This window comes from Trichlorobacter lovleyi (assembly GCF_015239775.1).
Taxonomy (GTDB): domain Bacteria; phylum Desulfobacterota; class Desulfuromonadia; order Geobacterales; family Pseudopelobacteraceae; genus Trichlorobacter; species Trichlorobacter lovleyi_B.
This window is the reverse complement of the sequence record NZ_CP058409.1, coordinates 3,627,412-3,645,300: the sequence shown is the minus strand read 5'-3', so window position 1 is coordinate 3,645,300 and position 17,889 is coordinate 3,627,412. Positions and strand designations below refer to the sequence as shown.

The window sequence follows — 17,889 nt, the reverse complement described above, 5'->3', positions numbered from 1 at the left end:
TGACAGCATGCGGTGATCAGGCCTATGCTGTCGCTATTACACAATGAGGGATACAGGCATGTCATCCGCAATCATAGCGATCATCCAGGGCGATATCACCACGTTAGCGGTTGATGCCATCGTCAATGCCGCCAACAACACCCTGCTGGGGGGTGGCGGTGTGGACGGTGCCATCCACAGGGCTGCCGGTCCCCAGCTGGTGCAGGAGTGTGCCTCACTGGGGGGCTGCCCGACTGGCGAAGCCCGCATTACCAAAGGTTACAACCTGCCGGCCCGGTTTGTGATCCATACCGTGGGGCCGGTTTGGACCGACGGGACAAAGGGCGAGCCGGAGCTGCTGGAGGCTGCCTACCGCAATTGCTTCAGGCTGGCCCGTGAAAACAGGCTGCGCAGCATCGCCTTTCCTGCCATCAGCTGCGGGGTGTATGGCTATCCTATGAAGCTTGGAGCGGCCATTGCCCTTGATGTCGCACAGGCCGAGGCTGCTTCCGGTGACTTCGACCGGATCATCCTGATCCAGTACAACAGCCCTGCTCTTGAATGTTATCAGTCGGTTGCCCGTCAACGCGCCATCCCTTTCCAGTCATGAGCAATTTTCTTCAGGCATTACGCATCGCCCTGCGGGCCTTGCGGATCAACAAGATGCGTTCCTTCCTGACCATGCTGGGGATCATCATCGGCATTGCGGCGGTGATCGCCATGATGGCGGTCGGCTCCGGGGCCAGCTATGTCATTTCGCAGCAGATCGCCAGTATCGGCAGTAATATCCTGCTGGTACTGCCCGGCTCTATGACCAGCGGCGGCCTGCGTACCGGTAGCGGTGGCGTGCAGACTCTGAAGTCGGAAGATGCCAGGGCCATGATGAATGAATGCCCTTCGGTGGAGCTGGCCTCGTCAGTGGTGCGCAGTTCCGGCCAGATCGTCTACGGCAATCAGAACTGGTCCACCCTGTTGATGGGGACGACGCCGGAGCTGTTTGTGATCCGGGAGTGGCCGGCGGCAATTGGACGAAGCATTACCAACTCTGATGTGGATGGCGCCGCCAAGGTCTGTGTCATCGGCAGCACGATCGTTCAGAACCTGTTCGGGGCTGAAGATCCCTTAGGCAAGATGATCAGGATCAAGAAGGTGCCGTTTGTTGTGGTGGGGGTGCTGGAGTCCAAGGGGCAGTCGCCCCAGGGCACCGATCAGGATGACGTGATTTTTGTGCCGTTGCGCACCGCCCAGCGTAAACTGATGGGCAGCCAGTTTCCGGATACGGTCGGTTCCATCCTGGTCAAGGCCCGCAGTGAAGAACTGCTGCCCAAGGCAGAAAAAGAGATCAATGACCTGTTGAAGCAACGGCACAGGATTACCAGTGGCAAAGAACCGGATTTTACGGTGCGTAACCTGTCTGAAATCCTTGCTGTTGCCGAGCAGTCCTCCAAGGCGATGTCACTGCTGCTGGGGGCGGTGGCCTCCATCTCCCTGATCGTCGGCGGTATCGGCATCATGAACATCATGCTGGTTTCCGTCACCGAGCGGACCCGCGAGATCGGTATCCGTATGGCCATTGGCGCCAAAAAACATGACATCCTGCTGCAGTTTCTGACCGAGGCGGTGCTGCTGACGCTGTTGGGAGGGCTGCTGGGGATCGTGCTGGGAGCAGGCGGTGCCATCATTGTCTCACGGATGCTCTCCTGGCCCACCCTGATATCACCCCTGGCCATTACGGTTGCGGTGCTGTTTTCCGGCGCCGTGGGGATCTTTTTTGGCTTCTATCCGGCCCGCAAGGCTGCCGGTCTGAACCCGATTGAGGCGTTACGTTATGAGTGATGACAAGCCACGTATCATGCTGGTGGAAGATGAACTGCATCTGGCCCGGGGGATCTGTTTTAACCTGGAGCAGGATGGCTATGCGGTCAGTCATTTTGACCGGGGTGAAGCCGCGCTGGAGGCGTTGCGGGTTGAACGCTGTGACCTGATCATCCTGGATGTGATGCTGCCCGGTATGGATGGTTTTCAGGTCTGCAAGGCGATGCGGGAGCTTGATTCACGGGTGCCGATCCTGATGCTGACCGCCCGCTCCGAGGATGTGGACCGGGTCAGTGGCCTGGAATCCGGCGCCGATGACTACCTGACCAAGCCGTTCAACCTGGCCGAGTTCCTGCTGCGGGTCAAGGGGATGCTGCGGCGCTCCTCCTGGTACCGTCCCGATCCGGTGGAAGAGGGCTACCAGTTCGGTGTCAACGAGGTCTATCTGCTCTCCTACCGGGCCAAGACCGCCCAGGGCGAGATCGACCTGACCGAGATGGAGGTACGGGTGCTGGCGCTCTTCTTCCAGCGCGAAGGCCAGGTGATCCCCCGCGGCGAGCTGCTGGAGTCGGTCTGGGGCTACAGCTCCGACACCGAGACCCGCACCCTGGACAACTTCATCGTACGGCTGCGTAAATATTTTGAACCTGATCCGGCCCGTCCGAGCCATTTCCTGACCGTGCGCGGCGTCGGCTACCGCTTTTCCCGCAGCGGAGCCTGAGCATGCCGGCCCGTCGACCCCAATCCCGCAAACTCCCTTCTGCCGAGGCGCTCAGTCAGCTGGTTAACCAGTTGAAAACAGACAACAGGCCAACCAATGCCAACTACCGCGAACAGTCCCTCAAGATTCACGGCTGGATCTGCGCCAAGTGTGGCCGCGAGTTTGAACGGGAAAACCTGCAGCTGCTGACGGTCCACCACAAGGACGGCAACCACCACAATAACCCCAAGGATGGCAGCAACTGGGAAAACCTCTGCGTTTACTGTCATGACGATGAGCATAGTCGTCTGATCCTGGCGGAGTACCTGAACGGAAAATAGCCGCAATACATCTTTAATAACCTTTTAATAGGTGCTATTGTCAGGTCATCGAATGTTAAGAGGTGAACACCATGCAAACAGCCCCCAAGTTTTCCGAAGACATTGTGCCGCTTACCGACCTGAAGGTGAACCCGGGCCGAATTGTCAGCCAGGTTGATGCCACGCACCGCCCGGTATTGCTGACCAGCCGGGGGCGCGGGGTTGCGGTGGTGCAGTCGTTGCACGATTATGAAGCTGCCGAAGAAGAGCGCGCCTTTATGCGGGCAGTGGTGCAGGGGATGGCTGATATCGATGCTGGCCGTACCGTAAGCCTGGCTGATGCCAAAAAGCGTCTTGGTCTGGTATGACGGTTCAGCTAAAAGCCATTACCTTTGCCGAGTCGGCGCTATGTGATCTTGAGGATATCCAACACTGGTATACGGGACAATTGGTGCCGGACGTCGGCGAGCGGTTGGTGCGCGAATTGGTTGCCAAGGTTGAACAGTTGGTAGAGTTTCCAGAAAGTGGGCGGATTGTCCCTGAGTTTGGTATTCCCTTACTTAGGGAACTGATCCATCCGCCCTTTCGTGTTGTCTACCGCATTGACCCGGACAGTATCTCTATTGTGCGGATTTGGCGTAGTGAAAGGTTGCTGAAATTGCCATGAAACACCTGATCCTCGGCACGGCCGGACATATTGACCACGGCAAGACCTCGCTGGTTAAGGCGTTGACCGGTACTGATACCGACCGGCTCAAGGAAGAGAAGGCCCGCGGCATCACGATTGAGCTGGGTTTTGCCCACCTTGAGCTGCCGGGTGGGATCGAGTTCGGCGTGGTGGATGTACCGGGACATGAGAAGTTTGTGCGGGCCATGGTGGCCGGTGTGGCCGGCATGGACCTGGTGATGCTGGTGATTGCGGCGGATGAGGGGATCATGCCCCAGACCCGCGAACACCTGGATATCCTGCGTCTGTTGGGGGTACATACCGGCCTGGTGGCCCTGACCAAACAGGATATGGTTGAGCCGGACTGGTTGCCGCTGGTGCAGGAAGAGGTGCGGGAGTTTGTGGCCGGTACCTTTCTGGAATCGGCTCCGATCATCCCGGTTTCCTCCAGAACCGGCGCCGGCCTGGAGGAGTTGAAGGCAGAGCTGGTGCGGCTGGCAGAAGGGGCGGCGGAAAAGAAACGGGACGGCGCCTTCCGGTTGCCGGTGGACCGGGTCTTTACCGTGGCCGGTTTTGGTACGGTGGTAACCGGTACCCTGCTGGCCGGTGAGATCCGGGTGGGGGATGAACTGGAACTGCTGCCCGGCAGGATTCCTGGTCGGGTGCGGGGGATTCAGGCCCACGGCGCCAGGACCGAGGTCGGGCAGGCCGGTCAGCGGCTGGCGGTCAACCTGCAGGGGATTGATCTGGATCAGGCCCATCGGGGTGATGTGGTGGTCCCGGCGGGGGTCTTCCGCACCAGCCGTCGGGTGGATGTGCGGCTGGACCATCTGGCCTCGGCCCCGCGGGATCTGCGGCATCGCTCCACGGTGCGCTTCCATTCCGGCACCTCCGAAGTCACGGCCCAGATCATCCTGCTGGAGCATGATGCACTGCCGCCGGGACAGAGCGGCTATGCCCAGCTGCGGCTGGATCAACCGTTGTTGCTGGTTTCCGGTGACCCGTACCTGATCCGGGCCAGCTCTCCTTCCGTCACCATCGGCGGCGGGATCGTGCTTGACCCGTTTCCTCCGGCCCGTCGGCGGCGCAGTGACGATGCCTTGCGCCTGCTGGTGTCGCTGGATGCGGCAGAACATCAGAAAACCTGCAACTTGATCGTGTCCCAGGCCCTGCTGTCCGGCGTCTCGTTTGATGAGATCGTGTTGCGTTCCGGTATTGCCCGTAAGCAGGCTGAGACAGCCTTGCAGGGGTTGTTGACGGCTGGCGAGATTGTGCAGATGACCCGTGAACCGCGGGTCTTTCTGGCCAAGGCTGCGGTTGCCGGCCTGAAGCAGCTGCTGGTGGATGAACTGTCGGGCTACCTTGCGGCCAACCCGCTTAAAGAGGGGATCAGCAAGGAGGAGTTGAAGACCCGGATACCCAAGCGCAGTGACCAGCGTTTCTTTGCCCCGCTGCTGGCAGAGCTGGAAAAGGAGGGCAAGCTGGCCGCCGAGCGGGAGCTGGTCCGTCCTGCAGGCGTCAGAAAGCAGGCGGCGGCGCCGTCCTCCGGGCTTGGCGCCAGTATTGCCAGGCTGCTGGCAGAGCGGGGTATTGAGCCGCCCACCATCAAGGAGCTGGCCGAGGCGCTGCGCAGTACCGAAAAAGAGGTGCGGGATCATCTGGCCCTGCTAACCCGCGAAGGAGGGGTGACGCGGGTCTCGGGTGATATCTTCTACGACAGTGCTCTGCTTAAAACCATTGAGGAAAAGCTGATTTCACATCTGAGGGCCAAGGCTGAGATCATCCCGTCAGAGTTCCGTGAGCTGACCGGCCTGTCTCGCAAGTTCATGATCCCGTTGCTGGAGTATTTTGACAGCCGCAAAGTAACCATACGGATCGGGGACAAGCGGGTGCTGCGGGGCAGGTAAAGGCAGGGAAACAAAAGAAAAACAGCCGGTTGAAGCTGGTCCCCGGAGTGGCGGGCCGGTTTCTCCCAAGCCAGTTCTCACAGGTTTACCTGCCTGGTGATCCTTGCGCCATGAGCGGCCAGCTGCCGGGCGAAGGATCATTGGTGCCCCGGGAGCCGGATAAAAAAGGGAGGTGCGCGCTGCATCTTCCTTTTTTTCTGGTAAAATTTACCTTGAGAATTGGCTGAAATTTCGGTATGTTGTATAAGTTATTGATTATACTAATAATAAAACCTTTTCACGGACAGTAAAACTGATCTTTAATCAAGGAGGACGCAATGGCAGAGAAGTACGTGTACTTTTTCGGGAATGGCAAGGCTGAAGGCCGGGCCGACATGAAGAATCTGTTGGGCGGCAAAGGGGCCAACCTGGCAGAGATGACCAGCATCGGGCTGCCGGTGCCGCCGGGCTTTACCATCAGCACCGAGGTCTGTACCTACTATTATGCCAATGGCGAAACCTATCCGACCTCTTTGAATGATGAAGTTGAAGCCAACCTGAAGCAGGTTGAGCAGATCATGGAGCGCACCTTTGGCGATGCCAAAAACCCGCTGCTGGTTTCGGTCCGCTCCGGTGCCCGGGCCTCCATGCCGGGCATGATGGACACCATCCTGAACCTGGGTCTGAACGACACCACCGTGCAGGGGATCATTGCCCAGTCCGGTGACGAGCGTTTCGCCTACGATGCCTACCGCCGTTTTGTGCAGATGTATTCAGATGTGGTCATGGGGATGGACAAGCATGCCCTGGAACACCTGCTGGAACTGAAAAAGGCAGAGAAAAACGTCCACCTTGACACCGAGCTGACCGCTGCCGACTGGAAGGACCTGGTGGCCCAGTTCAAGGCCAAGATCAAGCAGGAGCTCGGTCAGGAGTTTCCGGAAGATCCCAAGCAGCAGCTCTGGGGCGCCATCGGTGCGGTGTTCGGTTCCTGGATGAACCAGCGTGCCATCACCTATCGCAAACTGAACAACATCCCGGCTGACTGGGGCACTGCCGTCAACGTCCAGTCGATGGTGTTCGGCAACATGGGGGATGATTGCGCCACCGGCGTGGCCTTTACCCGCGACCCCTCCACCGGCGAGAACTACTTCTATGGCGAGTATCTGGTCAATGCCCAGGGCGAGGACGTGGTGGCCGGTATCCGCACCCCGCAGCCGATCAACAATCATCAGAAAAAGCCGGGCGACCTGCCTTCCATGGAAGAGGTGCTGCCGGAATGTTATCACCAACTGGCTGATATCAGAACTATTCTTGAGAAGCACTACAAGGATATGCAGGATATCGAGTTTACCATTGAAAAAGGCAAGCTGTTCATGCTGCAGACCCGTAACGGCAAGCGGACCGCCACCGCTGCCATCAAGGTGGCAGTGGACATGGTAGCGGAAGGGCTGATCGACGAGAAGACCGCCGTACTGCGGGTGGCTCCTTCCCAGCTTGACCAGCTGCTGCACCCCTCCCTGGATCCCAAGGCTGAGAAGAAGGTGATTGCCAAGGGTCTGCCCGCCTCCCCCGGTGCTGCCGGCGGCAGCGTGGTCTTTACCGCTGATGAGGCCGAAGAGCTGGCCAAGAACGGTAAGAAGGTGATCCTGGTCCGGATTGAGACCTCACCGGAGGATATCCACGGCATGCATGCTGCCCAGGGTATCCTGACCGCCCGTGGCGGCATGACCTCCCACGCCGCGGTGGTTGCCCGCGGTATGGGCAAGTGCTGCGTGGCCGGTTGTGGCGACATCAAGGTCAACTATGCCGACCAGTCCTTTGTGGCCTGTAACGGCGTGGTGGTCAAAAAGGGTGATATGATCACCCTGGACGGCTCCACCGGTCAGGTCATGCTGGGCGAAGTCAAGACCGTACCGCCGCAATTGACCGGCGACTTTGGCAAGCTGATGGTCTGGGTGGACCAGTTCCGCAAGCTGAAGGTCCGCACCAACGCCGACACCCCCCACGATGCCAAGGTGGCCCGTGAGTTTGGTGCTGAAGGGATCGGCCTCTGCCGTACCGAACATATGTTCTTTGATGCCGAGCGGATCGCTGCCGTGCGCGAGATGATCCTTTCCGCCGATGTCGAAGGGCGCGAGAAGGCGCTGGCCAAGATCCTGCCGATGCAGAAGGGCGATTTCATTGGTCTCTTCCGTGAAATGAAGGGGCTGCCGGTTACGATCCGTCTGCTTGATCCGCCGCTGCACGAGTTCCTGCCCCAGGAAGACAAGGATATTGATGAGCTGGCCGCCACCATGAAGGTCTCTGCCCAGACCCTCAAGGCCAAGGTGGAGTTCCTGCATGAATTCAACCCGATGCTGGGACACCGGGGCTGCCGGCTGGGGATCACCTTCCCCGAGATCTATGACATGCAGGTGCGTGCCATCATGGAAGCGGCCTGTGAGCTGGTCAAGAATGAAGGCTTCTCGATTGTGCCGGAGATCATGATCCCGCTGATCGCCACCGTCAAGGAGCTGGCCGTACTGAAGGCGAATGCAGTTACAATCTGCGATGAAGTGATTGCCCAGTACGGCGTCAAGGTCGAGTACCTGATCGGCACCATGATCGAACTGCCCCGCGCTGCCCTGACCGCTGACGAGATCGCGGTTGAGGCGGAGTTCTTCTCCTACGGCACCAACGACCTGACCCAGACCACCTTCGGCCTCTCCCGTGACGATGCCGGCAAGTTCCTGCCGTTCTACGTGGATGCCAACATCCTGCCGGAAGACCCGTTTGTCTCGCTGGACCAGAACGGCGTGGGCCAGCTGGTCAAGATGGGCTGCGAAAAGGGCCGTGCCACCCGTCCCAACATCAAACTGGGGATCTGCGGCGAGCATGGCGGTGATCCGGAATCGGTCATCTTCTGCCACAAGATCGGCCTGGATTATGTCTCCTGCTCACCGTTCCGGGTACCGATTGCCCGTCTGGCAGCAGCCCATGCCGCATTGGGCGGGGGTACCGACACCACCAAGTAGTGCGTAAAGCTTGCCACTGCACTGAATAAGCACCAACAAGAAGAGGGGTTAGCCAAAACGGCTAACCCCTCTTCTGTTGCCGGTATCCGGCGTTTTCAGCGCCGGACGCCACCCATCAGTTGACCCTGAAGGGGCGCATCATTTCATGGTCTTCGTGGGCCAGGATATGGCAGTGCCACATATAGGTGCCAATGATATCAAAGTGCGCCCGGATCCTGACATAGCCGGGTGAGCCCGTGATTTCGTCAGCCGGTGGCACCCGTACCGTATCCTTGCGCCCTTTCTCCGTATTCTGAAGCCGGTAGTAGGAATCTGCCGGTGCTGAATCAATGACAGGATCTGCCCCCGGCTCTGCATTGGGACGGAGTCCGTTTAGCGTCACAACCGGCATGGCACCGGCACCATCAGCAGGGGTGTAATGGCCAGGATGAATGCTGCCCTTCTCAATGACCTCAAAATCCACCAGATGGAGGTGCATTGGGTGCATATCAACGGTATTATTAATAATTACCCAGTCCTCAACCGTGTTGTTGGCGATGATTTCAGTGACAGGGGCGCTGAAGCCCAACCCGTTCAGCAGGATTTTAAGCCGTTGCGATGTGGTGCCGGTTGCCGGGTCAAAGATCAGGTAGGGGTCAGTGCCTTCCTGAAGATCAACGTAGCGTGTCAGCACCGGGGCACTGGGGAACGCCGCAGGCAGACGGGGGGAGGCTGGTACCAGGCTGGTGTCGGGAGCCGCCAGCGGCTTTGTGATCCTGAACTGCATAATCTTGCTGGTGGTGGCTATGTCATCAACGGGCGTCCCCATCGGGAAAGGGGTGGCTGCGTCATTGCGCATCGTGATGACCGTCCCTGCAGGGAAGTTGGCCGTTGAAAAGTCAACAATCAGGTCGGCCCGTTCAGCCAGGGCAAACAGGAGTGCATGGTTCCTGTCATGGCCAACGTTCACAGCGGCAGGCATCAGACCGCCGTCATTGCCGATCAGCTTGATTGCGCCGGCCGGGATCGGCAGAGAAGAACCGTTGGGTGCCTTTGCCTCCAGCCAGATGTTGTAAAAACGTGAATCGGAACCGTTCAGCATCCTGAACCGGTATTTACGGGGTTCCACGCTCAGGTAGGGCCATGCCTTGCCATTCACCGTGATGACATTACCAAAAAATTCAGGTTTGGAGGAATAGACCGGATTGCCATCCATGTCGGTCTCGGGGTGACCGTCGCTTTCGAGCAGGGTATTGGAATCATAGTGCAGCGACCCATCCTCATTGAAGCTTTTGTCCTGGATCACCAGCGGTATTTCGTAGCTGCCCGAAGGCAACGAGAGGCTGGTTTCATGGGTGTCCCGCAGCAGATAGTTGGCAGCAAGCCCGGCATAGACATTCAAGCGTGTGATACCCATGGCATGGTCATGGTACCAGAGCTGGTTTGCAAGCTGATCATTACGGTAGGTATAGGTGACCGTGTTTCCGTTCGGGCGGGCCGGACGTCCACTGACCGGATCAGCGGGCAGGCCGGTCAGTGCGGTAGGATCGTTGGTGATCCATGCCTCGGGGTGGCCGTCTGATTCAGTCTCAACATGGGCGCCATGCAGGTGGGTAACCATACGCACTTCCGGCTCGCCCATATTGGCACCATGCAAGGTTGGGTCTACCCGCAGGATATGCTTGGTCAGCAGTCTGCCGGAAGCATCCCTGAGGTTGTTGATATATTTTACTTTAACCTGCTTGCCCGTTTCTCCGGGCAAGGTGGAACGGGCCTCAATGGTGGCTCCCAGGTAGCCGGTCTTGATGCCGTTGGTTGCATACCCCCAGACAGTGGTACGAATCGGGCGATTGGTGGCCGGGTTGATGAACTCGCTGCCATCCTTTTTCCGTAAACCAAAATCATAGTCAGCGGTCTGCTCCGCAACAACCGTATAGTATTCAAACCCCGGAAAGGTTGCCGTGTCAGGCGCCGCAATGGGAATGAGCGGCAGCGGGGTGGCAAACTGCTGTAGTTGCAATGGATCGAGAACCGTTGTGGGGGATGCGCCGACAACGGTTACGACGGTTGTCGTGTCCTTGCCGCCGCATCCCGCCAGTAGCCCGAGTAGCATTGTCCCTGCTGCACAGATAGTCTTGATGTTCATGGTCATCCTCCAAAGGCTGGGCTGATAAGACGATCAGATTTCCGCTTAATAATGTGTGCGGAACTACTTACGCAAAGAGGGTGCCAAGGGCTATCTTGATTAAATGTCAAGTAACTACAGTCGGTTGTGATCTGATATCTACAGAATTGGTTGGGAATGATACAGGTTTGTCTCAAAATGCGACAGGCCTGTGTGGCCAGTCTTACCAGGAAGGAGCGGGAAGAGTGTCTTGCCACCGTGCAAGGGCGGAACAGGCTGCCCGGTGCCCGGACAATAATCCTGCTGACATGACGTAAGAAGCTGTTTACCGCACAGCTATGAACAAGGTATGGTGTGTACGAAGGTTTTAAACCCAGATCCGGAGCCTTTCATGGATATCCCGCAGGCAGATGATTCACAACCGGGGCAGCACCAGCGCCCTGACTATATCCGTTCGCAGTGGTGGTTGCTGGGTGCTGCATTGGGGATTTTCTGTATCATTCTCGGTTATCAGCATTACCGCAGCTACCAGGCCATTACCCGTCAGGAAGAACAACGCCTGCTGACCCAGTCCCATGTCATCAGGCTCAACATGGAGCGCCAGCTGCAGGCGGCCAATCAGGCCTTACAGGATATTGTCAGGGACAAGCGGGCCATCATTGTCGGTACGGATACCACACGGGCGGTCCGGCGCCTCAAGGCGCTGTCAGATGCCCTGCCCGGCATCCGTACCATGCTGATCTTTAATGCGGATGGGACGGTGTTGGCCTCGAGCCGGGAGGAGTTTGTCGGCCGCAGTTTCAGCAGCAGGGATTACTATCAGGTACCACTGCAGCAGAATGATGCGGCTGTGCTGTATGTCTCGCCGCCGTTCAAGTCGGTGCTGGGGCCGACCATTCTGAATCTGAGCAGGGTTATCCCTGCGCCGGACGGCGCGTTTGGCGGTGTGGTTGTCGCGGCACTGGACCCTGAGTATTTCGGGGTGCTGCTCAAGTCGGTGCGCTATGCCGAGGATATGACCTGCGCCATTACCCACGGTGACGGCCTGCGCTTTATGCTGGTTCCGGAAAAACCGGCATTGACGGGGAAAAATCAGGCTGCACCCGGCTCATTTCTGCTCCGGCACCGGAGCAGCGGCAAGCTGGAGAATATCCTCAGGGGCCGCTCTGTTTCCACCGGTGAAGAAAACCTGATGGTGGTGCAGACGGTTAACCCGGCTGAGCTGAGGATGAACAAGCCGCTGTACATTTTTGTCAGCCGCCGGATTGAGGCGGTGTATGGGGAATGGTACCGCCAACTGGCGGGCAGCGCACTCTTCCTGATGCTGCTGAGTTCGGCTGCCGTCATTGGCCTGCAACTGCTCCAGAGGCGCCAGCAACAGCTTGAATTCCAGGCCGTGCAGATGCAGGAGGTGATGGCGCTCCGCCTGAGCCTGATGGAGTATGCCGCTACTCACACGATGCATGAACTGCTGCAGCAGGCCCTTGATGAGGTCTGCCAACTCTGTGGCAGCCCGATCGGGTTCTACCATTTTGTCGAGGCCGACCAGCAGACCCTTTCGCTGCAGGCCTGGTCAACCCGGACCCTGGCGGAGTTCTGCCGGACCGAGGGGCACGGGCTGCATTACCCGCTTGAACAGGCCGGGGTCTGGGCAGACTGCGTCAGACAGAGAAAGGTGATCATCCACAACGACTACGGCACGCTGCCCAACCGGAAAGGGCTGCCGGAAGGCCATGCCATGCTCGTGCGGGAGCTGGTGGTGCCGATCTTTCGCGCAGACAAGGTGGTGGCAATCCTGGGGGTGGGGAATAAGCAAAGCGACTACAGCGGGCAGGACGTAGAGCTGGTCAGCTATCTGGCCGATGTGGTCTGGGAGATCGCGGGGCGCAAGCGTAGCGAGGAAGAGCGCCACAGGCTGGGGCTCCGTTACCAGACCCTGCAGGCGGTCTCAAGCGACGGGATCCATATCATCAACCAGGAGGGCAGGCTGGTCGAATCAAATGCCGCCTTCCGCAAGATGCTGGGGTATGGCGAGCAGGAGGAACTGCAGCTCAGCATCAAGGACTGGGACGCCGGCATGCAGCCGGAGGAACTGGCCGTCATGGCAAAGCGGCTCCTGCACGGTTCAGCCGTGTTTGAAACCAAACATCGCCGCCGGGACGGAACGGTATTTGATGTAGAGGTCAGTGTCAGCGGGGTTGAGCTGGATGACGGCTGCTATCTGTACGCCTCGTCCCGTGACATATCCAAACGCAAGGAGCTGGAACAGACCCTGGAGGAGTCCAGGCAGTTGCAGGCTGATATCTTTGACTTTCTGCCCGACGCAACCTTTGTAATCGATCTGGAGAAGCGGGTGATCGCCTGGAACAGGGCCATGGAAGAGATGAGCGGCGTGCCCAAGCAGGAGATGCTGGGCCAGGGGGACCACGCCTATACGATTCCGTTTTATGGCGAGCGGCGCAGTCAGCTGCTGGACCTGATCGATCTGGATGATGAAGAGCTGCAATCAAAATATAAAGGGGTCACCCGTATCGGGACGCACCTCTATGCTGAAACCTTCTGTCCGGCCCTGTATGGCGGCAAAGGCGCCCATGTCTGGGCGATCGTTGCCCCGCTGTACGACACCGACGGCAGGCGGATCGGCGCGATAGAATCGATCCGGGATATCACGGCCATCAAGGATATTGAAGCCAATCTGGCCCGCTCCAACCAGGAGCTGGAGCAGTTTGCCTATGTGGCCTCCCATGACCTGCAGGAACCGTTGCGAAAGATCGCCGGATTTACCGAGCTGCTGGCGAATCGTTACAAAGGCGAGCTGGATGACAAGGCCGACTCCTACATGGGCTACATTGTGGATGGCGCCACCCGTATGCGGACCCTGATTAATGACCTGCTGAGCTATTCCCGTGTCATGCGCAGTACCAAGGAACTTGCCGATACCGACTGTTCTGAGGTATTCTCTAAAGTTCTGAAAGATATGGAGATAGCCGTCAAGGAGAGCAATGCCGAGATCAGCTGCGGGCCGCTGCCGGTGGTCCGGGGCGACCAGGTTCAGCTGGGGCAGCTGTTCCAGAATCTGATCGGGAATGCCATCAAGTACCGTGGTGTCGGCGCACCCCGCATTGAGGTCACGGCAGTACGGCAGCAGGGTGACTGGCTCTTTTCCGTCAGGGACAACGGTATCGGGATCGCCCCTGAATTTTTTGAACGGATCTTCGCCATCTTCCAGCGCCTGCACACCCGGACCGAATATCCCGGCACCGGCATTGGTCTGGCGGTCTGTCAGAAGATCGTTGAACGCCATGGCGGCAGGATCTGGCTTGAATCAAGCGTTGGCAACGGCTCAACCTTCTTTTTCACCATTCCCGCATATCCGGGCAGGCAGGAGAAATCTGCATGAGCAAACAATCCCTTCACACCATTCTGCTGATTGAGGACGATCCCGGCGATGCGGCACTGATCCGGGAGATGCTGGAGCAGCAGGGCTGCAGGGCCCGGGTTGTCACGGTTGAACGGCTCTCCGCCGGCATCAGCCACCTGCAGCAACACTGCTGCGATGTGATCCTGCTGGATATGAACCTGCCGGACAGCAGCGGACTTTCCACCATGACCCGTCTGCTGGATGCCGAGCCCGGTGTTCCGATTATTGTGCTGACCGGACTCTCCGATGAAGGCTTCGGTGTTGAGGCGGTCAAGCTGGGGGCACAGGATTATCTGGTTAAAAGCGACATCGACGGCAGGGTCCTGAAGCGGGCCATGTTCTACGCGGTTGAGCGTAAAAAGCTGGAGCTGGCCCTGAAGCAGACCCGCGACCTGTTTGAACGCCAGGCGCGGATCGACTACCTGACCGGCATTTATAACCGCCTGATGTTTAACGAGCTGCTGGAGGCGGAGCTGCAGCGTGCCAGACGCTATGGTTCAGATCTGGCGTTGATCATGTTTGACCTGGACCACTTCAAGCAGGTCAATGATACCTACAGCCACACCATGGGTGACCATGTCCTCAAGGAAGTGGCCCAGCTGGTCAGTGAGAATATCCGGGCCCACGATATTTTTACCCGTTGGGGCGGTGAAGAGTTTACGGTGCTGATCCCGAAGAGCAATCGTGATCAGGCGCTGATACTGGCAGAAAAATTGCGTCAGCTGTGCGAAGAACACGATTTCGGTGACGGCCTGAAGGTAACGGCCAGCTTTGGGGTTACGCAACTGCGGACCGATGAGACGGTTGAGCTTTTTATCGGGCGTGCCGACCAGGCGCTCTATCGGGCCAAGAGTAACGGCAGAAACCGGGTTGAAGCGCTTTAGACAGCAGATTGCAGCAGAACGAGAACCGGGGAGACGATGCAATGAACGGTAAAAAGGTAGTGGATATACTGCTGGTGGAGGACGATCCGGGGGATGTTGAGCTGACCCGTGAAGGGCTGGCAGCGGGCAAGCTGCTGGTTAACATGCAGACGGTTGACGACGGCATCAAGGCCCTCAGCTACCTGCGCCGGGAGCCTCCTTACGCCGAGGCTGTCCGTCCTGATATCATCCTGCTTGACCTGAACATGCCCCGCATGGATGGCCGGGAGACCCTCAAGGCGATCAAGGCCGATCCCCAGTTGCGCAGTATCCCGGTGGTGGTGCTGACCACCTCCGAGGCGGAGGGTGATGTCTACAACTGCTACGATCTGGGGGCCAGCTGCTATATTGCCAAGCCGGTCGGTTTTGATGACTTTTTGAAGGTGGTACGTTCGCTGGAGGAGTTCTGGTTCACGGTGGTCAAGATGCCGCCCAAGGAATAGCACCACCACCTGCTGCAGTAGCTGTGGCCGTCGTGCCTGTGAGCGGAGCAGTTTCTTCACGGGCCGGCGGCCTTTCTATTGACGCCCTGCAGCCTTAGGGTCTACATTCTTTTGCATGTCGTCCCTGCTGCATCGCATATTCCCCTGTCTGGACAGCAACAAGCCTGCCTCAATCCGCTGCAACGTCTTCCGGCTCTCGCTGCCGGTGCTGCTCTCCTCACTGTTCCAACGGCTGGTTGCCATTGTGGATATCTTTCTGACCGGCGGTCTGGGGGCATCCGCCATTGCCGCCACCGGGCTGGGCCAGCTGCAGATATTTGTAATCATGACCATCTTCTGGGGGCTCTCCACCGGTACCACGGTGGTGATCGCCCACCTGAGCGGTGCGGGTCGCCGCGAAGAGGCCAGACGGGCCGCCGGTACGGCGGTGTTGTTCTGCCTGGGGCTGACAACGCTGGTCTCGCTGATCGGGGCCTATGGCGGTGGTGAGCTGGCCCGTGTGATGGGGGCAACGCCGGAGGTGCAAAAGCTGGCCCACGAATATATCCGGCTGGTCTTTCTCTGGCTGGTCTGGACCACCGGGGTCAATATCCTCTCCGCCATCATGCATGGCGTGGGCAACACCCGCACCCCGATGGAAGGGATTCTGCTGGTTAACATCCTGCATATCCTGCTGGCCTGGCCGCTGATCTACGGCAAACTGGGGCTGCCTGCCATGGGGGTCAAAGGCGCGGCAATCGCCATTAACCTGTCGGAATTTATGGGCTGTTCGTACCTGCTCTGGCAGGCCTTCCGGCGGGGCTACCTGCGTATCGGCTGGCCGGACCGGGAGCTGTTCGGCAGGATCTGGCAGGTGGGCTGGCCGGTGGCCCTGGAGCGGGTGGCCCAGCAGTCCGGGCAGCTGGTCTACTCCAGCGTGGTGATCGCCTACGGCACCACTGCCTACGCTGCCCACCAGATCGGGCTTTCGATTGAATCGCTCTCCTTCATGCCGGGGGCTGGGATGGGGATCGCCGCTGCCACCCTGATGGGGCAGTCGCTGGGGGCCAGAAAGTACCAACGGGCCCATGTCAGCCATGTGGAGGCGCTACGGCTGGCCCTGGTGGTGATGGGGGTCATGGCGCTGATCTTCCTGCTGATTCCGCAGTATCTGGTGATGATCTTCACCCATGACCCGGAGGTGATCCGGCAGGGGGCGGTTTTTCTGCGGATCGTGGCCTTTGCCCAGATCCCGCTGGCCATCTCCTTTGTCTATGCCGGTTCTCTGCGGGGTGCGGGTGACACCTTCTACGTCTTTATCGTCACCCTGTTGACCATGTGGGGGGTGCGGGTGCTGCTGGCCTGGATTGTGGGGCCGCTGCTGCATCTGTCACTGTATGCGGTCTGGGGGGTGTTTCTGGTGGATTGGTATGTGCGGGCCGTGGCCTTTGCCTGGCGTTATCACAAGCGTGATCTGCACGGGATAACGCTATAAAACAACTGCGCAGGCCGGGTGAGGGGGTCACACCGGGACGATATTCCAGCTTCCTGACGTCAGATCAAACAGTATCCGCGCCTGTCCGCTCTTCAACTGCTGCAGGACCTGTTCAATCTTCTCCTCCTGAGTAAAACCGGCATCAGACAGCTCAGACCACTCCCGGCTGACAAAATCAGCCAGCAGGGCCTGCAGGATTGCCGGGTCAATCCGTTCCAGCGGGATCTCAACCCCCTCTTCTGCTGCATCATGCCGGTATTGCTCATCTTCCATGCTCAGCTAGCCCTGCGCGTAGCGTGTGGGGCTGGTCTCCAAGGTCTCAGCGCCGTCCTGCAGATAGAGGTTACCTTCGGTTACGGTGATGGACCAGGAAACAGTACGCTTAAGCCGGCTGACCAGCTGGTTGATAAACTCCTGCTCCAGGATGATCACCGTAATATTGCTGCTGTTGATCAGCTTGTCCAGATGCTGGCGCTCCCAGCCCGGCAGCTTGGCGCCAAAGGCCAGCAGCACCACCTGATCGGCATGCCGCCGGGCCTTCAGCAGCCGCTCGGGATCAGGCAGCCCCACCTCAATCCAGGACCTGATCCGGTCGTCCGGCGCCTTGGACCAGAGATCCGGCTCATCCCCTTCACAGACCCCCTTGGTAAACATAAGCCCCTCTTCATACAGCAGGGCATAGGCCAGCAGCCTGCCCACCAGACGCTCCTCGGTCTCAGACGGGTGACGGGCCAGCGTGGCCTGCAGGGTTTCGTAGATGCCGCGATCAAGATCGGCAAGCTGAATGCTCGCCTTGTAAATGGTTACCGGTAATGCCATCAGGCAGATGCTCCTTGGTCTGTTGTTGGGCTACAGTAGCACGGACAGCAGTGATGGTGCGTAAAAACAACGTGTTCATTTGCCGTGCAGGTGTGGCTTTTCTGAAAGAGCTTATTGATTTCAGCAGCGTATGTGGTACAGGGTACTAGCTATCGTCTGATCGTCCAAAGGATAACCCATGAAAAAACTGATTCTGTTCTTACTGCTGTTGGCTCCTGCCGCCCATGCAGAGACCTACCAATGGACTGACAGCGCCGGTACGGTACACTTTTCAGACTCTCTGGCAGAGGTTCCGGTCGGTTAGAGACAGCAGGTTGTTGC

16 protein-coding genes are annotated in these 17,889 nt (G+C 58.7%); 13 read left to right on the top strand and 3 right to left on the bottom strand.

Going from position 1 to position 17,889, the window contains the following annotated elements:
* Positions 1 to 58: 58 nt before the first annotated feature.
* The 8 genes from FY034_RS16825 to ppdK all read left to right on the top strand — a co-directional run bounded on the left by FY034_RS16825 (position 59) and on the right by ppdK (position 8,384).
* Positions 59 to 589, top strand: coding sequence for an O-acetyl-ADP-ribose deacetylase (locus FY034_RS16825; protein ID WP_265552628.1), 531 nt, complete (start codon positions 59 to 61; stop codon positions 587 to 589).
* Positions 586 to 1,815 (top strand): ABC transporter permease, encoded by a 1,230-nt coding sequence (locus FY034_RS16820; protein WP_265552626.1) that lies wholly within the window; start codon positions 586 to 588, stop codon positions 1,813 to 1,815. The genes FY034_RS16825 and FY034_RS16820 overlap by 4 nt, the downstream gene beginning before the upstream one ends.
* Positions 1,808 to 2,515: a response regulator transcription factor gene (locus FY034_RS16815; protein WP_265552624.1), complete on the top strand. Its 708-nt coding sequence runs from the start codon at positions 1,808 to 1,810 to the stop codon at positions 2,513 to 2,515. The genes FY034_RS16820 and FY034_RS16815 overlap by 8 nt, the downstream gene beginning before the upstream one ends.
* A gap of 2 nt (positions 2,516 to 2,517) precedes the next feature.
* Positions 2,518 to 2,835: a YajD family HNH nuclease gene (locus FY034_RS16810; protein ID WP_265552622.1), complete on the top strand. Its 318-nt coding sequence runs from the start codon at positions 2,518 to 2,520 to the stop codon at positions 2,833 to 2,835.
* Positions 2,836 to 2,906: 71 nt separating this feature from the next.
* Positions 2,907 to 3,182 (top strand): type II toxin-antitoxin system Phd/YefM family antitoxin, encoded by a 276-nt coding sequence (locus FY034_RS16805; RefSeq protein ID WP_265552620.1) that lies wholly within the window; start codon positions 2,907 to 2,909, stop codon positions 3,180 to 3,182.
* The gene (locus FY034_RS16800; RefSeq protein ID WP_265552618.1) at positions 3,179 to 3,481 is read left to right on the top strand and encodes a type II toxin-antitoxin system RelE/ParE family toxin; all 303 of its coding nucleotides are present in this window, start codon (positions 3,179 to 3,181) and stop codon (positions 3,479 to 3,481) included. Before FY034_RS16805 ends, FY034_RS16800 begins: the two co-directional genes overlap by 4 nt.
* Positions 3,478 to 5,388 carry a selenocysteine-specific translation elongation factor gene (gene selB / locus FY034_RS16795; RefSeq protein ID WP_265552616.1) on the top strand — a complete coding sequence of 637 codons (1,911 nt, stop codon included), beginning with the start codon at positions 3,478 to 3,480 and terminating at the stop codon, positions 5,386 to 5,388. Before FY034_RS16800 ends, selB begins: the two co-directional genes overlap by 4 nt.
* A gap of 317 nt (positions 5,389 to 5,705) precedes the next feature.
* Positions 5,706 to 8,384, top strand: a complete 2,679-nt coding sequence (ppdK, locus tag FY034_RS16790; protein WP_265552614.1) for a pyruvate, phosphate dikinase — start codon at positions 5,706 to 5,708, stop codon at positions 8,382 to 8,384.
* A gap of 115 nt (positions 8,385 to 8,499) precedes the next feature.
* On the opposite strand, the gene FY034_RS16785 is transcribed toward ppdK, so the two are convergent.
* Positions 8,500 to 10,509 (bottom strand): multicopper oxidase family protein, encoded by a 2,010-nt coding sequence (locus FY034_RS16785; protein ID WP_265552611.1) that lies wholly within the window; start codon positions 10,507 to 10,509, stop codon positions 8,500 to 8,502.
* Positions 10,510 to 10,879: 370 nt separating this feature from the next.
* Here FY034_RS16785 and FY034_RS16780 point away from each other — a divergent pair, with 370 nt between their 5' ends.
* The 4 genes from FY034_RS16780 to FY034_RS16765 all read left to right on the top strand — a co-directional run bounded on the left by FY034_RS16780 (position 10,880) and on the right by FY034_RS16765 (position 16,749).
* Complete coding sequence (locus FY034_RS16780; protein ID WP_265552610.1) at positions 10,880 to 13,888, top strand: ATP-binding protein; 3,009 nt, start codon at positions 10,880 to 10,882, stop codon at positions 13,886 to 13,888.
* Positions 13,885 to 14,793 (top strand): diguanylate cyclase, encoded by a 909-nt coding sequence (locus tag FY034_RS16775; protein ID WP_265552609.1) that lies wholly within the window; start codon positions 13,885 to 13,887, stop codon positions 14,791 to 14,793. Before FY034_RS16780 ends, FY034_RS16775 begins: the two co-directional genes overlap by 4 nt.
* A 41-nt stretch (positions 14,794 to 14,834) precedes the next feature.
* Positions 14,835 to 15,275: a response regulator gene (locus FY034_RS16770; protein WP_265552607.1), complete on the top strand. Its 441-nt coding sequence runs from the start codon at positions 14,835 to 14,837 to the stop codon at positions 15,273 to 15,275.
* 115 nt (positions 15,276 to 15,390) lie between these two features.
* Positions 15,391 to 16,749, top strand: a complete 1,359-nt coding sequence (locus FY034_RS16765) for an MATE family efflux transporter (RefSeq protein ID WP_265552605.1) — start codon at positions 15,391 to 15,393, stop codon at positions 16,747 to 16,749.
* 27 nt (positions 16,750 to 16,776) lie between these two features.
* On the opposite strand, the gene FY034_RS16760 is transcribed toward FY034_RS16765, so the two are convergent.
* Both FY034_RS16760 and FY034_RS16755 read right to left on the bottom strand, forming a co-directional pair.
* The gene (locus tag FY034_RS16760; protein ID WP_265552604.1) at positions 16,777 to 17,022 is read right to left on the bottom strand and encodes a YheU family protein; all 246 of its coding nucleotides are present in this window, start codon (positions 17,020 to 17,022) and stop codon (positions 16,777 to 16,779) included.
* A gap of 6 nt (positions 17,023 to 17,028) precedes the next feature.
* A complete protein-coding gene (locus tag FY034_RS16755; protein ID WP_265552602.1) occupies positions 17,029 to 17,568 on the bottom strand; it encodes a YaeQ family protein in 540 nt (179 codons plus the stop codon).
* A 178-nt stretch (positions 17,569 to 17,746) separates the two neighbouring features.
* On the opposite strand from FY034_RS16755, the gene FY034_RS16750 reads away from it, so the two are divergent.
* Positions 17,747 to 17,872 carry a DUF4124 domain-containing protein gene (locus FY034_RS16750; protein WP_265552599.1) on the top strand — a complete coding sequence of 42 codons (126 nt, stop codon included), beginning with the start codon at positions 17,747 to 17,749 and terminating at the stop codon, positions 17,870 to 17,872.
* Positions 17,873 to 17,889: the final 17 nt, after the last annotated feature.

What these genes read in the sequence shown, in the direction of transcription:
- FY034_RS16805 (WP_265552620.1), top strand. Translation starts at nt 2,907, where the DNA reads ATGCAAACAGCCCCCAAGTTTTCCGAAGACATTGTGCCGCTTACCGAC.
- ppdK (WP_265552614.1), top strand. Translation starts at nt 5,706, where the DNA reads ATGGCAGAGAAGTACGTGTACTTTTTCGGGAATGGCAAGGCTGAAGGC.
- FY034_RS16750 (WP_265552599.1), top strand. Translation starts at nt 17,747, where the DNA reads ATGAAAAAACTGATTCTGTTCTTACTGCTGTTGGCTCCTGCCGCCCAT.
- selB (WP_265552616.1), top strand. Translation starts at nt 3,478, where the DNA reads ATGAAACACCTGATCCTCGGCACGGCCGGACATATTGACCACGGCAAG.
- FY034_RS16800 (WP_265552618.1), top strand. Translation starts at nt 3,179, where the DNA reads ATGACGGTTCAGCTAAAAGCCATTACCTTTGCCGAGTCGGCGCTATGT.
- FY034_RS16765 (WP_265552605.1), top strand. Translation starts at nt 15,391, where the DNA reads ATGTCGTCCCTGCTGCATCGCATATTCCCCTGTCTGGACAGCAACAAG.
- FY034_RS16770 (WP_265552607.1), top strand. Translation starts at nt 14,835, where the DNA reads ATGAACGGTAAAAAGGTAGTGGATATACTGCTGGTGGAGGACGATCCG.
- FY034_RS16825 (WP_265552628.1), top strand. Translation starts at nt 59, where the DNA reads ATGTCATCCGCAATCATAGCGATCATCCAGGGCGATATCACCACGTTA.
- FY034_RS16810 (WP_265552622.1), top strand. Translation starts at nt 2,518, where the DNA reads ATGCCGGCCCGTCGACCCCAATCCCGCAAACTCCCTTCTGCCGAGGCG.
- FY034_RS16775 (WP_265552609.1), top strand. Translation starts at nt 13,885, where the DNA reads ATGAGCAAACAATCCCTTCACACCATTCTGCTGATTGAGGACGATCCC.
- FY034_RS16760 (WP_265552604.1), bottom strand. Translation starts at nt 17,022, where the DNA reads ATGGAAGATGAGCAATACCGGCATGATGCAGCAGAAGAGGGGGTTGAG.
- FY034_RS16820 (WP_265552626.1), top strand. Translation starts at nt 586, where the DNA reads ATGAGCAATTTTCTTCAGGCATTACGCATCGCCCTGCGGGCCTTGCGG.
- FY034_RS16780 (WP_265552610.1), top strand. Translation starts at nt 10,880, where the DNA reads ATGGATATCCCGCAGGCAGATGATTCACAACCGGGGCAGCACCAGCGC.
- FY034_RS16785 (WP_265552611.1), bottom strand. Translation starts at nt 10,509, where the DNA reads ATGAACATCAAGACTATCTGTGCAGCAGGGACAATGCTACTCGGGCTA.
- FY034_RS16755 (WP_265552602.1), bottom strand. Translation starts at nt 17,568, where the DNA reads ATGGCATTACCGGTAACCATTTACAAGGCGAGCATTCAGCTTGCCGAT.
- FY034_RS16815 (WP_265552624.1), top strand. Translation starts at nt 1,808, where the DNA reads ATGAGTGATGACAAGCCACGTATCATGCTGGTGGAAGATGAACTGCAT.